This window comes from Pedobacter sp. AC163, assembly GCF_979258665.1.
The window spans coordinates 5,080,369-5,095,699 of the sequence record NZ_OZ409872.1 but is presented as its reverse complement, the minus strand read 5'-3'; the positions used below and the strand labels follow the sequence as shown (position 1 = coordinate 5,095,699).

Annotated in this window: 8 protein-coding genes; all 8 read right to left on the bottom strand. The window is 40.3% G+C overall.

The window, feature by feature from the left end; translation table 11 throughout:
* Positions 1-120 precede the first annotated feature (120 nt).
* The 8 genes from ACZZZK_RS22165 to ACZZZK_RS22130 all read right to left on the bottom strand — a co-directional run bounded on the left by ACZZZK_RS22165 (position 121) and on the right by ACZZZK_RS22130 (position 15,330).
* Positions 121-2,106 carry a glycoside hydrolase family 97 protein gene (locus ACZZZK_RS22165; protein WP_463486039.1) on the bottom strand — a complete coding sequence of 662 codons (1,986 nt, stop codon included), beginning with the start codon at positions 2,104-2,106 and terminating at the stop codon, positions 121-123.
* 59 nt (positions 2,107-2,165) lie between these two features.
* Complete coding sequence (locus ACZZZK_RS22160) at positions 2,166-4,652, bottom strand: sugar-binding domain-containing protein (RefSeq protein WP_463486038.1); 2,487 nt, start codon at positions 4,650-4,652, stop codon at positions 2,166-2,168.
* Positions 4,653-4,667: 15 nt separating this feature from the next.
* A complete protein-coding gene (locus ACZZZK_RS22155; protein WP_463486037.1) occupies positions 4,668-6,590 on the bottom strand; it encodes a family 43 glycosylhydrolase in 1,923 nt (640 codons plus the stop codon).
* A 61-nt stretch (positions 6,591-6,651) separates the two neighbouring features.
* Positions 6,652-7,332 (bottom strand): DUF3823 domain-containing protein, encoded by a 681-nt coding sequence (locus ACZZZK_RS22150; RefSeq protein ID WP_463486036.1) that lies wholly within the window; start codon positions 7,330-7,332, stop codon positions 6,652-6,654.
* A gap of 8 nt (positions 7,333-7,340) precedes the next feature.
* Positions 7,341-9,170, bottom strand: a complete 1,830-nt coding sequence (locus ACZZZK_RS22145) for a RagB/SusD family nutrient uptake outer membrane protein (protein ID WP_463486035.1) — start codon at positions 9,168-9,170, stop codon at positions 7,341-7,343.
* A gap of 12 nt (positions 9,171-9,182) precedes the next feature.
* On the bottom strand, positions 9,183-12,317 hold the full coding sequence (locus ACZZZK_RS22140) for a SusC/RagA family TonB-linked outer membrane protein (protein WP_463486034.1): 3,135 nt from the start codon (positions 12,315-12,317) through the stop codon (positions 9,183-9,185).
* Between the two features lie 672 nt (positions 12,318-12,989).
* Positions 12,990-14,066: a phytase gene (locus ACZZZK_RS22135; RefSeq protein WP_463486033.1), complete on the bottom strand. Its 1,077-nt coding sequence runs from the start codon at positions 14,064-14,066 to the stop codon at positions 12,990-12,992.
* 1 nt (position 14,067) lies between these two features.
* Positions 14,068-15,330, bottom strand: coding sequence for a right-handed parallel beta-helix repeat-containing protein (locus tag ACZZZK_RS22130; RefSeq protein ID WP_463486032.1), 1,263 nt, complete (start codon positions 15,328-15,330; stop codon positions 14,068-14,070).
* Position 15,331: the final 1 nt, after the last annotated feature.

Here is a 15,331-nt window from a genome sequence, read left to right as displayed (position 1 = left end):
AACATTTATAAATGGACTGATTTTAGTCTTTTAATTTAAGCAATTATTTTCGGCCTATTCCCTAATTTTATTTTAGCAAATGCCTAACTATCATTTCAAATTCATGCAGCCAGAAATTACTTATTTCATGTAAATTACTGTTCCACCATTTGGCGCCAAATCGAATTCAAACACCGTATTCTGATCAAACTTTTTAGTATCTAATTTAGCGTCCTTTCCAATACCGTCGCTGATAATTATTGCATTTTGACCAGCTAGCATTGATAATGTCACTTTCACTTTTTTTGCAGTATTTTCTCCGTTAACAGCGGCGATAAACCATTTCACACCTTTCCGTCTGGCCAGAATGCAAAACTTGCCCGGGTAACCGTCAATCAGTTTTGTTTCATCCCAAACGGTTGGAACAACTTTTAAAAAATCGAACAGGAAAGATGGCTTTTCTTTTAGATTTTCTGGTGTAATTCCCCAATGCTGTATTGCAGAAAAGAACAAGACGCCAGTCGCAATTTCAAAGGCATCGGTTGTTTTGCGTATGGTACCCTTTTTAGGGTCGCGGTTTAACCGATCATTTAAAAAAACAGGACCGAAATCCATAGAAGCTACCGCATTCCGGGTAAACGGGTAGATGGTTGCCGTTTGTGCATAACGGTCGGCAAAACTTTGTTCAAAAACTAAATTTTCTGATGCCATTACCGATTCACTTGTGGCAAATGCAGGATACATGCGTTCCCATCCCCTCGGTAAGGTTGTGCCATGGAAGTTAACGCTTAACCCAAATTTCGCGGCATCCATTAAAATATCGTGGTAAAGCTTCATCGTCACCTGCTTATCGCCACCAAAGAAATCCACTTTCATGCCTTTAACACCTATCTTTTGCAACCAGGCCATTTCATTTTGTCTGGGTTCAGCAGTGTTCATTAAATTTTTTGGTGTTTGTGGTGCATTATTCCAACTGCCGTTAGAGTTATACCAAAGCAGTACGCCTACATTTTTCTTACTGGCATACTTTACCAGTTCAGCCATTTTCTCCCTTCCAATTTGGGTATCCCATAAAGCATCTATTAGAATGTATTCGCAATTTAAAGTAGCCGCAAGGTCGATAAATGTCACCTGATCATCGTAGTTGCAGCTGGCATCTTGCCAAACAATCCAGCTCCAGGTTGCTCTGCCAGGGTTAAAGATTTTTGTTTGTGCCGACAATGGTTTAACCACATCCGTAGCTGCTGTAGATTCGACAATCGCACTCAAATTTGTACCAAGGGTAATTGTTTTCCAGGAGGTTTGAAAAGGCAATTTGGCCGTAACTTTGTTTGCACCAACACCTCTATTTTCTCCTGACTGGGGGAATGAAACTTTGTAAAGTCCACCCTTAGAATCGCTTAAACGCGTTCCGACATAATTTTGATCCACTCCCGTTTCAGAAATCAGCATCCAACCCATGTTGCCAAGATGGAAAAGTGCCGGATAAGTGTAACCTAATCCGTATTTAGATTTGGTGTCAATCGGCTCTTCAATGGTGTAAGCTTCTTCGTAAGAGGGTTTGGTATTTTCCCAACCGCTTTCAGCTGGTGCCTGCGGACTGATAAAAGTTGTACTTCCATTTGGTAACTGAAAACCTGTGGCTTCTGATTCAATTGTTGCATTTGTTACGCCATTTTTGCTTTTCGGCAGGTAATAGCTGAAAGCCACGTCTCGGTTAGTGATTCTAAAAATAATCTGAATAGCATCGTTTTTCGAATTTACCAGCCAACAACTTAATTCATTTGCGTTATAATTTACATTGCTTACTTTGGAATGTGATAAATTGTAGCGCTCTTTAATTTGCTTCACCTGATGACTTTTGAGTTTTAGCCCCTGGGTAAAATCTCCTACAGAAGTGATTAATCCGAGCGGAGATTTACCCATAAAAACTTTATTGTTGTAGGTAATTTGATAGGTAGGTTTTCCTTCTTTTATCTCCAACTCGAGGCTGAGTTTCTGATCGGGGCTTCGCTGAACAATTTTATTCTGCGCATGAATAAATGTTAGTCCCAATAAAAAATTTAACATCAATAACGCAAAAAACCTAAGATTGAAGATGTACACTTTACTTTTATATAAATTCATTTAAAATTTTGATTTTTAGAGTTTTATACCTGATCACCTACAATTAAATAATAGTTATTCTAAAATACTTTAACTTTAACGTCGGCTTTGTTAAGCCATGGAGAACTAAACCTTACCAATACCTCATCATTAGCTTTTCCAGTCGCTTGTACATAAACAACCATTTTACCATGAAAAACCCGTTGGCGGTTGTCGGTATAGTCTCCCATATCGCTATTGTTTCCAGATTCCATCCCTAATAATCTTGCATTACCAACAATTTGACAGGTAATTTCATTATCAGACAGTTCTACGCCGACGCCGTTTTCATCAACAATTTGAATTTCTATTTGCGCAACGCCTTTATTTCCTTTAACCTTCATTTCTGAACCTTGCAGAATTTTGATGGCGTTTGGGTTTTTGCTTGTTTGTAATTCGTGACGGGTGATTTCTTTATCATTCTCATCAAGCCCTACCGCTTCTAAACGACCAGCTGCATAAGGTATATCCCAATAAATGATCCCATATTTATCATCGTATGGCTTGGTTTCTCCAATCTGTTTGCCGTTGAGTTCTAATTTTGCTTTTTTAGCATTGGTATAACAAACCACCCGAATTTGCTGCCCTTCCTGGTAGTTCCAGATTGGCCAGGCATCCATTGATGGTGTAATATCTTTTTTCGCTCCCTGGCCAGACTCCAAAAGCGACCAGGCATCTTGAGCATTTCCACCATCTTTAAGCGGATAAGTACCCAGGTAAGCCATTGGCTTGTTAGACCAAAGCGCCTGGCGGAAATATCCGCGTGGCTTAACGAAACCGGCAAAATCAACCAAACCTGAATAAAAACCACGGGCAGGCCAGCGGCCAGATTCACCAAGGTAATCGATACCCGTCCATAAAAACTGACCGAAAATATGTTCGTTATCACGAACGGCTTTCCAGGCTTCAAAATCATGACGGTTTTCGCTACCAAAAAGAACACGTTTCGGATAGCGTTGGTGATCGGTTTGGTAACGGCTTTCGGTATAATTGTAACCAGCAATATCAAGCGCTCCAGGATATTCGGTTTCGTTAGACATTGCTACACCAGCCAAACCTGCTGTAACCGGACGATATGGATCGTATTTTTTAACCACCGCAACAAGCTTTTTAGCGATATCACCCAGATGCATCGCATTCGGCGCATCTTTTTTGTAGCCTCCAAAAATGGGCTGTGTAAATCCACCTTCTTTTGCACCAGCCAAAATTGGATGAGAATATGGATCGTTAGGATAATCAACCTCATTACCGATACTCCATGCGAAGATAGAGAGGTGATTACGATCGCGTTTTACCATATCTGCTAAATCTCTTTCGCCCCATTCTTTAAAATAATCAAAAGAACCCAGGAAACCCGGAGTGCCGACATTCCAGCCCTGCAACCATTTCCTCTTGGCGAATTCCCACTCATCAAAAGCTTCATTTAAAACCAAAATACCAAGCTCATCACATAACGCATATAGCGATGAAGCCTGCGGATTGTGACTGGTACGAATGGCGTTTACGCCGAGACCTTTTAAAGTTTGCAACCTGCGTCGCCAAACTTCGGGGTAAACTTCTGAACCTAAAACACCTGAATCGTGATGCAGACAAACACCTTTTACCTTAAGTGCCTTACCATTTAGCGTCATGCCATGATCAGGATTAAAACGAATATCTCTAAACCCAGTGATAGTACTGGTTTGGTCTATTGTTTTACCATCCTGAACTACAGTAGTTCGAAGGGTGTACAGGTTTGGTTCATCGATACTCCATAATTTTGGCTGATTAACTTTCAAATCAACCGACAGTTCAAGGTTAGATTGTCCCGATAAATTTGCCTTTGCTTCTTTTTTAGCCACCACTGCACCGTTCTGGTTAAGCAATTCATTAATGACTGTCACTTTTGCTGCTGTTGGTAATTCGTTATTCAAAGTAGTTTGCACTTTCAAATTTCCGTTAGCGCCTTGCACCGTGGCGAAGGCATAAACACCCCATTGTGCTAAATGAACCGGACTAGCCTCTACTAACCATACATCGCGATAAATGCCAGAGCCGGTGTACCAGCGAGAGTCGGCATCTTGTGTATGATCTACTTTAACCTGAATTTTATTTTCCTGGCCGAATTTTAAAAGCGGCGTTATTTCGTATGCGAATGAAATATAGCCGTTAGGACGTTTACCAACTGATTGTCCGTTGATAAAAACTTCGCTTCGATTGTAAACGCCCTCAAAATAGATGAAAAACTTTTTTCCCTGATCTTCTTTGGCAATGGTAACCTGTTTCTGATACCATCCCAAGCCCCCCGGGAGATAACCGGTAGCACTGGCCAACGTTGGGCTTAATGGTTGTTTAATGCTCCAATCGTGAGGCAGCTGTACGTTTTTCCACGATTTTCCATTGTCTTCCAAGGCTGCTTTGTCATCAATGTTTCCAAGATGAAACCGCCAGTTATCATTAATTTTTTCGGCTTTTCCGAAACCTGGCTGGGCAAAAGTATTCAGGCTCAACAGGATTGCAGCCAGAAAAAAAATGGTATATTTTCTCATTCGTATCATTCTTAATTATAGTGTAGGCTTCACTGGTATAATATTTCCTTGAGCATCAAAATACATCTGATCGATGCAAACTTCACGGTTAAAACCTGCTGCATCGCCCATTGTTATGCCATTTGGATAATTAAATCGATGGTAAACGATATACCATTCATCTTTCCCATGCACCTGGAGCACCGAGTTATGGCCAGTACCGTAAATGCCTTTTGATGGATCTTTTTGTAGAATCAGATTGTTTTCTTTGATCTCGATAGGTCCAAGTGGAGACTTAGATGTTCCGTAACGAACACGGTAATTTTCACTTCGCGTATCATCTTCCGACCACATAAAATAGTATGTTCCTTTTCTAAAAAACACATAACAACCTTCCCTAAAAGTCTTATCAGTGTTTAAGGTTTTAATGCTGTTGGGCTTCAACGAAATCATGTCATCGTTAAGTTCTGCTACAGCCAGGTAGCCATTTCCCCAGTACAAATAACTTCGTTTTGTTTTTGGATCAGTAAATACCGCCGGATCGATCTCCTGACCACGTTTGATGCCATCTGGTTTGAAGTTTACCAATGGTTTTCCAGAATCTTTAAACGGCCCAGCAGGATGATCGGCAACGGCAACACCAATTTTTTGCGCAGCGGTAAAGTAGTAGTAGTATTTATATTTTCCTTTCACTTTTTTCTCGGCTATTGTTGGCGCCCAGGCATTTCGGTCTGCCCAACTCACATCTTTCTTCAAATCTAAAATAACGCCTTCATCTGTCCAGGTTTTTAAATCAGGAGAAGAAAAAGTTTTGAAATAAGAACCGCCCCATCCATCAAAGCCATCACTGGTTGGATAGATGTAATATTTTTTTGTCTGGTTAGAATAAATTACATCTGGATCAGCATAAAAACCATCTAATACCGGATTTTTACGAAAAGCCAATTCCTTTCCTTTAGGTGTTCCCCAACGGGCAGTAACATTAAGCATTTCCTGGCGTGAAAGTGGAATGATGGTACCATGTCGTGGATGGAAATCCATCGTTACTTCATGATCGATTACTTTAAACTTATCCAAATCTAAACTTTCGCAGAACTGATATTTCCCTTTTCCGTAAACATCATACATCAAAATATATTTATCAGAATTGTTTAGTTTAAAAACGCCCGAACCTTCAACAGCATCTCTGGTTTGCTGTTTGTATCCATCCTGCTCAATCCATTTCCCGCTCGTTAACGAATCGGTGATAGCCAATTTTATCCCGTTTCCATTCCCTTCAGTTTTGTAAAAGAGATAAAATAAGCCATTTTTATTGGTGATGTCTCCATCGATACAAGACTTACCATTTTTCGGCGTGAAGAGCACTTTTGGTTCTGAAGTGAAGCCAGTAAAATCATCATTTGCATAGGCATAGTAAATGATATCAGGTCCTTGATCGTGTTTCATAGACCAGTAAACCATATATTTTTCTTTTGCTGTATCGTAAATGGTTTGTGGGGCCCAAACCCGTTTTAAATTTTCCTGTCCTTTATAAAGTTGCTGAATATTAACAATGGAATGTTTCCAGTTCACCAAATCAGTTGATTTAAGCATCACCATTGCCCGGTTAGAATCCCAACCTTTTGAAGAAGTCATATCGGTAAGCACCATATAAAAGGTTTTACCATCTACGCCGCGAAGAATATGAGGATCTCGGATTCCACCAGTAGAACTGATTTTATCAGACGCTAGTACCGGTTGATTATTGTTTAAAGCTTTATAGTTATATCCATCGGTACTGATGGCATAACAAAGTGCTTCATCGTTTACGGCGTTGCCTTTAAAATACACAAACAAATAACCTGCATAATCTTTATCGGCAGGCCCTGCCTTGTACTGTTGACTAAAAAGATTGAATGGTGAAAAAAGCTGCAGCAGCGCAATAAGGAAGATTCGGAATTGTAGTTTGTGGGATATCATCAATTTTTCAATAGAAAGTGCTGAAAATACAAGGAGGCGTATTTCCAGCACTTAATTTAATTTATTTTAAGCTAATTTTTTGTACCGGCGAATAAATATATTCTCCAGCCGAGGTAGATTTAACTCCTACTCTGGCATAAACAAAGTCGAGATTTTTTAAATTATCAGGCAAAGCGCCTGAAGAAATTTGCAGTTGCTGCCCTAGAACTACATTGCCTAAACTGGCATCTACCCTTACTTCGCGTTGTACCTGATCGGTTAAAATCGACTTGCCCAGATATAGGCGTACAAAATCTAGATTTGCAGTAGGCACCACCTTACTCACAACTAATTTTGCAATAATACTGGTTCCTGATTTTTCAAAAGATTCTCCTGTTATGGTAAAATATGGCGTTACCGGAACATCAAGATTCATATTTGCAGTCAGGTTAACGCGAACAGTATCTGTTGCCTGTTGCAACCATGGCGCATCTGCCCGGCGTACCAATTTGTATTGGCCTGCAAACAGTTTAGCAGAAAAGCTTCCATCCTGTTGCATGTAAACCGTAATGGGAGAACGCAACGGAAAGCCATCTTGCCAAAGTTCGAGCTGTGGTCCATTATTTCTCACACTAAGTGCACTACCTTGATAAACTACACGACCCGATAAAGTAAGCTCTGGCGCATCGAAATTATCGTATCCGCAGCTCGCCAGAAACAGGCTGGCAGCTGCAGTAAATATGATTAAAAATTTTAGTTTCATAATTTGTGTTATTGGAAAGGATTTCTAACAATTTTTGGATTGTTGTTTAAAACATCTTGTGCAATTGATGAATAGTAATTCGTCATACGGAAAAACCTTGCCCGTCTGAAACGTGTTGGTCTTACTCTTGCGTAGATGTATTTGCCATTATCTGGATGCCCTGGACGTATAACCCGGTAAGAATACAAGCCCATAACTACTGCATTTGGATCAGTTTCTGAGCCATCCCAAACCAGGTGGGCAATACGCCATCTTTTCAAGTCAAAATAACGGTGATCTTCAAAAGCAAGCTCTACACGGCGTTCGTTACGAATGATGTTATTGGTTAATGCGCTAAGGCTATTTGCTGGAAAACCAGCTCTTGCCCTGATGGAGTTTACATACCCCAGTGCTTCGGGTCTGCCTAATTCAAAAGCAGCTTCTGCAGCGTTCAGGTAAATTTCGCCCAGGCGAAACCATGGCCACCAATTTGCTGCAGATGTACCTCTTGTACTTGCAGCTGGCGCATCGCTAACCATTTTGCGAATATAAAATCCTGTATTACTTACATCAACAGCATCATCTTTCGGCCCGTCAAACCCTGTCCAGGTTTGGCCATCGGTATAGTTTTTACCCAGCTCGGCCGAAGTAGATAGTTGATAGGAAGTGTTATTCCAAACAGCAACACCTGCCTGTAACCTTACCGGACTGCTTTTAAATGTAGTACCCGGGTAAATTACTGTTCCAAATAAACGGGCGTCTTTTCCAGCAAAAATATCCATAGGGTTACTGTAAGCGATGTAATTACCATTTGCATCCTTATCACGTAAAGTTCCTCTGGTTCCGTCTAGATAATCAAAACTTTCTACCAAACTTAATGAAGGCGATATTGCTGAAGAAGCCTCATTATCTTCAGTCATGCTTTTCACAATATTATCGTAAGTAAAACGATGCACTTTCAAACCAACCGCAAAGTCTTTAGCAAAAATTACCTCACTACCGGTTTTTTTATTCAGCATGTCATAAAAATTGCCGCCCTTATCTGCGTTTTCATTAAACAAAGCAAAAGGACCGCTCATAATTTCTTTTGAGGCGGTTAAAGATTTGTTGTAATAATCTGTAGCCATAGCAGCCGGAATGCCAACTTCGCCGCCTGGGGTACTAATTGGCGCAGCCATTAAACTGTTGTATTTTGCAATCGACGCCGCGTATAACATCGCTCTGCTTTCTAGCGCCAGCGCAGTATATTTGTTCGCCCTGGTTTTGATCCCATTATTGGTGGCCAGATCATTTTTAATCGCTTCCATTTCGCTGTAAATGAAATCGTAAACTTCATGTTCTTTAGCTCTTGGAGTTTGTAAAGGCGTCGGGTCACCACTAAAATCGTAAATCAGCTGTCTGGTAACCAAAGGCACTCCACCCATCCGCTTCACCATCTCGAAATAAACAAAAGCCCGCATGAAGCGCATTTCTGCTTTGAAAAGGTTTTTCTGTTCAGGAGTAAGTTTGATACTGAACTGCTCTATGCTTTCAAGCGAAAGGTTCAAATCACGAATTAGCCCATAATCCCAGTAGCGGCCATAATCACTTCCGTACTGAAAATCATTTTTCCCATTCTGATCTCGTGTGCCAGACCACATGGCATCGTCAATCTCGGTCATACCGCCCGTGTTAAACACTCCATGTAAGGATGGTAGACGATCGTAATAATTGGCCAATTGCGACGTAACGAGTTTAGGGTCGTTCCACAATTGTTCATCGGTGATGGTTGTTTTAGATTCGCGTTGAAACCATTCATCGTGCTTGCAGCTGCTAAGCCATAAGCAGGAAACCACAATACCTATATATAATTTTTTCATCTTTTTGCTTTGTTAAAAGGTTACATTAAAACCAGCCATAAATACTCTTTGCTGAGGATAAACTACCGCTGCTGCTGCTTCAATTTCCGGATCAATCTGGTAATCTTTCACATTATCGAAAGAGATCAGGTTTGAGCCATTTACATAAACGCGGATTTTTTGCGCTTTAATTTTCTGCGAAATGGTTTGAGGCAGTGTGTAAGCCAATTCTAAATTCCGCACCCGTAAATACCGTACATTCGTTAACCAGAAATCGCTGTTCCTTCCATTCGGACCACTATTTCCGTTGCGTATTGCAGGATAATATCCCGGAATCCATTTACTGTTTCTGTCGTAAGGATCTTCACGGTGCCATCTATCTTCTAATAAATAGGCAGGTGAGTTACCTCCACCATGGAAAGCGTTTCTCAATTCATAATCCTGATTCCACGACTGCATGCCGCCCCCAGCAAAATCAACATTCAAATCAATTCCTTTGTAGTTTAAGCCGATTCTTCCACCAAAGGTGATCATTGGTGCCCATCCTGTTGGATAACCAATCGGACGTTCATCCATATCGTTGATTATTCCATCACCGTTAACATCTTTGTAAATAAGATCGCCCGGTAATTGGTTTCTATTGTTATTACCATCATTATTAACTGGATAGTTACGAATTTCTTCTTCTGATTGGAAACGACCAATTACCTGGTAGCCCCACCATACACCACCCCAACGATCTTCGGCAGAGTTTCTGTATTCATTCAAAGAGTTGCTGAAACGTGGTTTGTACGATTCAAGGTTTTTGAACCTCGAGAAAGTAACGTTACCGCTCACTACATAATTTAAATCTCCAACTTTGCTGCTATAAGTAATAATACCCTCTGCACCGTAGTAACCATTTTTACCTAAATTTTCGTTTGGCAACTCATAACCTACTTCACTTGGCAATAAAACATCATATTTTTTTCCAGGAAAGCCGGTACGGATAATTTTAAAGGCATCAGCAGTAATGGTTAGTTTGTTATCGAACATCCCTACATCGATACCGATATTGTAGTTGGTGTTTTTAACCCATGATAGATTCCTTATTGGAAGTGATTTCGGACGGATACCTGGATAAAAAGTACCATTCAAAATAGCGCTTCCCGAACCGAAGTTATAACCAGATAAATAATCAAGCATTCCTACACCCTCTTCTAAACCTGTCTGACCAACAGATGCTCTCAGTTTTAAATCGTTAACTACATTTTTTATTGATTTGAAGAATGGCTCATCAGAAATTCTCCATCCTAAACTGGCGCCTGGGAAAAGGCCCCATTCTTTACCTTCATAGTATAAATAAGATCCATCATAACGACCTAAAACCTCAACAAGGTACTTTCCCTTGTAGTTGTAATTGAAACGACCAATGAAACCTGCTCTCGCCTCGTACGACCATCCATCGGCAATGCTGTTTAATTCTGCAACCTGATTAACCAAAGGAATGTAGTTGTTGGTTGGATTCGAACCAATCGCATTGTAGGTTCTGTCCCAGTCAGAACGTTCGTAACCAGCCATTACAGAGAAATTATGATCTCCGATTTGTTTGGTATAATCTAACTGAAATTGGGCAAAACGTGATACTGCAACACGGTCAGTCTTGTATCTCCAACCAGAGTTGGTTCCATTGCTTCGAACATAGTTGTTGTTTTCGTAGCGATATACATCATAAGTATATTGAAAGCCATCAAACTTATTATTAGTGTAATTATACGAAACCGTTCCTTTAGCAGATAAACCAAACTTAGTTTTGTAAGATGTAGTTAAATTTACGTTTCCACTTAAGTACTTATTGTCTTTATAACCTGCAATATCTCTACTAAAAATAGCAGGGTTATAGGCAAATTCATTTGTTTGATTAGGATAAAGTGGGTTATCATTTGCATACGGACCAACAGTTGGTCGGTTTTTGAAAATGGACAATATTGATGAAAAGTAACCGTCGCCACCAGGCAAACCAACATCTTGCGTATTTTCTTGTCTGCCAGAAATTTGTGCCCCAACAGTAAGACCTTCTAAAATGGTCGCCTCCATGTTGGCTTGCAGATTGGTACGTTTGTAGTTAAAATCTTTAATTACGGCATCCTGCGTTAAGTGACCAAAAGAAAGGAAATAGTTTGATTTTTTGGCACCACCAGATACGTTTGCATTGATGTAACGTTGAGGGATATTTTTACGAAGTACAATGTCTTCATAATTATAACCCTGATAACCTGGTAAGGTTCCGGCTTGCCATTTCGCCAATTCTTCACGTGTATATACTTGCGTAGGGTTGCCGTTCGGATCATTTTGAGCCGCCTCTACCAATCCCCGGGTATATTGCGCTGCGTTAGCCATGGTAGGAAAACGCGTTAGGTTTTGCCAGCCTTGGTAGCCGTTAATGTTAATTTTGGCTACTTCATCTCTCGAGCCCTTTTTTGTAGTAATTAAAACTACACCTTTTGCTGCACGAAAGCCATAAACAGCTGCTGCAGCATCTTTTAAAATAGAAATACTTTCAATATCTTCCAGGTTTAAAGCGTTAAAAATATCGGCACCAGATGCATTCTGCGTACCAACCCAATCCGTACCACCTTCACCACCATAAGCTACACCATCAATTACATACAATGGGTTACCCATATTCCGGATTTCGATACTTGCGCCTCTGCCCGGACGAGCATCTTTCGCCCGAACCGATACACCTTGTACTTTTCCGGCAAGCGCACCAGCAGCAGTGGTAGAAGAAGTACGTACAATATCTTCAGCTTTAATATTACTTACCGCACCTGTAATGTTCCGTTTAGATTGTTTACCGTAACCCACTACAACAACCTCATCCAAACCCTGATCATCACTTTGCAACACAATATTTAATTGCATTTTGTCGGTTAGCGTAATGCGTTGATTTTTGTACCCGATGTACGTTACCAGTAAGGTACCTTTGGTTGCCGTAAGCTGGAACCGGCCATCGGCATCTGTAGTTGTGATTTCTCTCGGAACAGAACCTTCTACCAAAATAGTTACTCCCGGAAGAGGCTCATTTTGTTCGGTTAGTACTTGTCCGGAAATCTTACGTTGTGCAAATGAATATGTGGGAATACCCCATAACATTACGCAGAAAAAGAAAATTTTCAGGATTCTCATATTATATTTGGTTTAAAGTATAAGCGTTTTGAATAGCGATTATTCGTCCGGTTACAGTTGATGACATTCGAATTCGTTTCGAGAAACGGATCAAATTAATTTCTTTCGTTTTGATAATCCCTTGGGAAATATCAAATTAAAAAAGGTGAGTTAGCCTCGTAAGTTGTGGAGGGTAGCTGCTCATCAATGAAAGGATTTATAATTGGTTTTCGAAATCAAACTTAATTGATTTAATCAGGCACGGACATACACATATCCGTCAATTAACATTTAATTTTTCGTCAAAAGGAGTCAAAATGCGCCGTATAGGCTGTTTTAGCAATATTTATAAATAAAGATTGCTTTCGATTCTCAGATTAGTTTTGAGAGAGAAGCAAATGTGATAAAAGGGTTTTATCACATTTGATGACAGATCGATTTTTGAGGTTACTTACGTTTTGACTGTCGTTAATACATTTTTGGTTAGAAGATCAGTTAATTGTATAGCTGCGTAATATTCCTTTGCGAACCATACTTTCAAAACCAAAGCTCGTATACAAAAAAAAGGCAGGTTATTTTTGTAGATAACCTGCCTTGTTCTTAATAGAAACGGTACTTTAAAAATTCTATCGCCTTATCTTTTTCACTTTCTGAAATTCGATGATCCCAATATAAGATAGTGAATAAGAGTATTTATGGATTCACATCCAATTTTTTCCCCGCGAGGTCTTCCCATCGGTAAAAATGGAAGGTTTTATCATCGCTCATCGCCACCAAAAGCCCATGTTTAAAATCGGCATTTAATGGTACTGAAACTACATCAATTCCATCAGTTTGATTTGCAGCATATTTAATGGTGGCTAATAGTGGATGTTTATTCACAGCGCCAGCCTGACCAGTTCTGTTGTAAACTTTTAACTGTCTGGCACCTTGATCTGAAACTAAAAGGTAGCCATTGTTCCCTTTGGTTTTATAAATCGCAATCCCTTCATTGTCCACGGCAAAATCGCCTTGCCCAAATAAGGAAAGTTCCAGATTTCCCTTTGTTGGATCCGCATAATACTTACGCACACCAAACTGCTCATCGCAATAATAAATATATCCAAGTTCGTTATCTACCGCAATGGCCTCAATTTCTTTCTTACCACTGTACTTTCCAAACTTTCTTACCAAGCTTGCTTTTACTATTCCTTTACCATTATCTGATAACAAATACTGCCACAAATAACCGCCCTCTTTTGGTCCTGATTTGCGGCCAACAACAGCATAAATTTTCCCGTCAGCGTCGGTATACATTGCAATACCCATTAAATCCCTGAATTCAGCCTGGGTTTCTCCTTCGAAAACTGGTATTCCTCCACCATCTAAAGGTTTCATATCTGGAAGACTGTAAATTCTTAGCTTATGTGTATAACGCTCTGTAGTTACCGCGATATCAGTTTTTTTCCCACCGAGATCAAGTCCGTAAGCAATATCTACATTATCAGGTCTTTTTAACCCTTTAACAGTTTTTGCAGGGATAATTTTTCCCTTGAGGTCAAAAACGTATAAGCCTCCTTTGGTATCTTTATCTGTTCCAATAACTAACGATTGGGCCGGGTCTTTCGCATTCACCCAGATCGCAGGATCGTCGGTATCAAAATCAACAGGATCGGATATATAGAGCGGCTTTACCGCATCCTGATCTACCTGTTGGGCGGTTCCATTACAGGAAAGGATCAGGCATAAAAGGCCTGCTGTAGCAACATTTATGATATGCGTTTTCTTCATATTAATTTTTAGTTCCATATGCGCCAACAAAGGTAGATGGTGCTGGTGAAATGTAAGTGATACCGTTTTTCATTACGATACCTGCCCCATGATGACGGGTAAAATTGGTAACGCCTTTTGCCAATGCCGGCGAATTACCTTGCAGGTGGAAATCCCATGAGGTGTTGAAATCAGCATTGTTCACCGCTGTATTTAGCGGATAATTCACAAATTTGGGATCATTTTCTCCCGCCACCTTACTAATTACATCATTTTTTCCGCCTATTACATCATTGCTCCCTGGCTGAAACTGATTAACCGTTACCTGATCAAAACCATAGTACCAGTTATTGCTATAAGCTGAACGGGCATCCTCAGGTTTTTTAGGATCTCTTTTTATCCCAAAACGTGTGTTGGCAAAAAGGTTATTGTACAAATCAGCACGAACGGTGCTTTCCACCCAAACAGATCCGCCTTTGGCTGTCGGTCTTCTCCAGCCTGTATTTACCAAAGTATTATTGTAAATGATTATATAGGTTTGTGGCGTCTTATCTCCGGTATTCGAAAGTTTCAGGGCATTGGTATTTGTACTATAAACCAGATTATAAGCGATATCGGCTAAACAACCAGATTTGAAATTCATCGCTTCGCCACCGGTAACCCCTGTGGTGTAGAATACGTTATTCGCGAAAATGATTTTGCCGCCCTCAATGTAAGTGCAATCTTCCTGAAGATTCCTGAACACCGTATTTTGCACCACTAGCTTTCCTTTTGCATTGGAGAACCATAATGCTGGTAAATTTTCTCCGGCAACTGCCTTGTATAATCCCATTTTTACTGATGTTGATGCATCAGAAGTGGTTGAACCTGCATATTCAATAACGGCGTGATCCAACACCAGCTCCTCGCAGGTGGGGCCTGCCAAAATACCTCCCCATAGTTTACCAAATTTCTTCTGTGCAGTTTTGTAAAATTCATTCACAGTAAACTTAATTGGATTTTCGGCAGTTCCTAATGCGTACAAATTACCTTTTACTATTATTTCCGGCTTAGCCAGGGTATCCATCAATACCGTTACCCCCTCTTCAATGGTGAGCGATTTGCCTTCCGGGATAACGATATCACCCTTAATTACCTGGGTACTTCCTTTTGCCCATACGCCCGAAACTTCACCAATTGCCGAACCATCGACAACTGTAGTATCCACATCGATATTTGCTTTTTCGCAGCCGGCAAGTGCCAGCAGGGCAAGCATTAGCAATTTAAAAATCTGATTTGATTTCATG

Bases quoted from the DNA above. Each gene is read 5' to 3' on its own strand.
- ACZZZK_RS22160 (WP_463486038.1), bottom strand. From the start codon at position 4,652: ATGAGAAAATATACCATTTTTTTTCTGGCTGCAATCCTGTTGAGCCTG.
- ACZZZK_RS22135 (WP_463486033.1), bottom strand. From the start codon at position 14,066: ATGAAGAAAACGCATATCATAAATGTTGCTACAGCAGGCCTTTTATGC.
- ACZZZK_RS22140 (WP_463486034.1), bottom strand. From the start codon at position 12,317: ATGAGAATCCTGAAAATTTTCTTTTTCTGCGTAATGTTATGGGGTATT.
- ACZZZK_RS22155 (WP_463486037.1), bottom strand. From the start codon at position 6,590: ATGATATCCCACAAACTACAATTCCGAATCTTCCTTATTGCGCTGCTG.
- ACZZZK_RS22130 (WP_463486032.1), bottom strand. From the start codon at position 15,330: ATGAAATCAAATCAGATTTTTAAATTGCTAATGCTTGCCCTGCTGGCA.
- ACZZZK_RS22165 (WP_463486039.1), bottom strand. From the start codon at position 2,106: ATGAATTTATATAAAAGTAAAGTGTACATCTTCAATCTTAGGTTTTTT.
- ACZZZK_RS22145 (WP_463486035.1), bottom strand. From the start codon at position 9,170: ATGAAAAAATTATATATAGGTATTGTGGTTTCCTGCTTATGGCTTAGC.
- ACZZZK_RS22150 (WP_463486036.1), bottom strand. From the start codon at position 7,332: ATGAAACTAAAATTTTTAATCATATTTACTGCAGCTGCCAGCCTGTTT.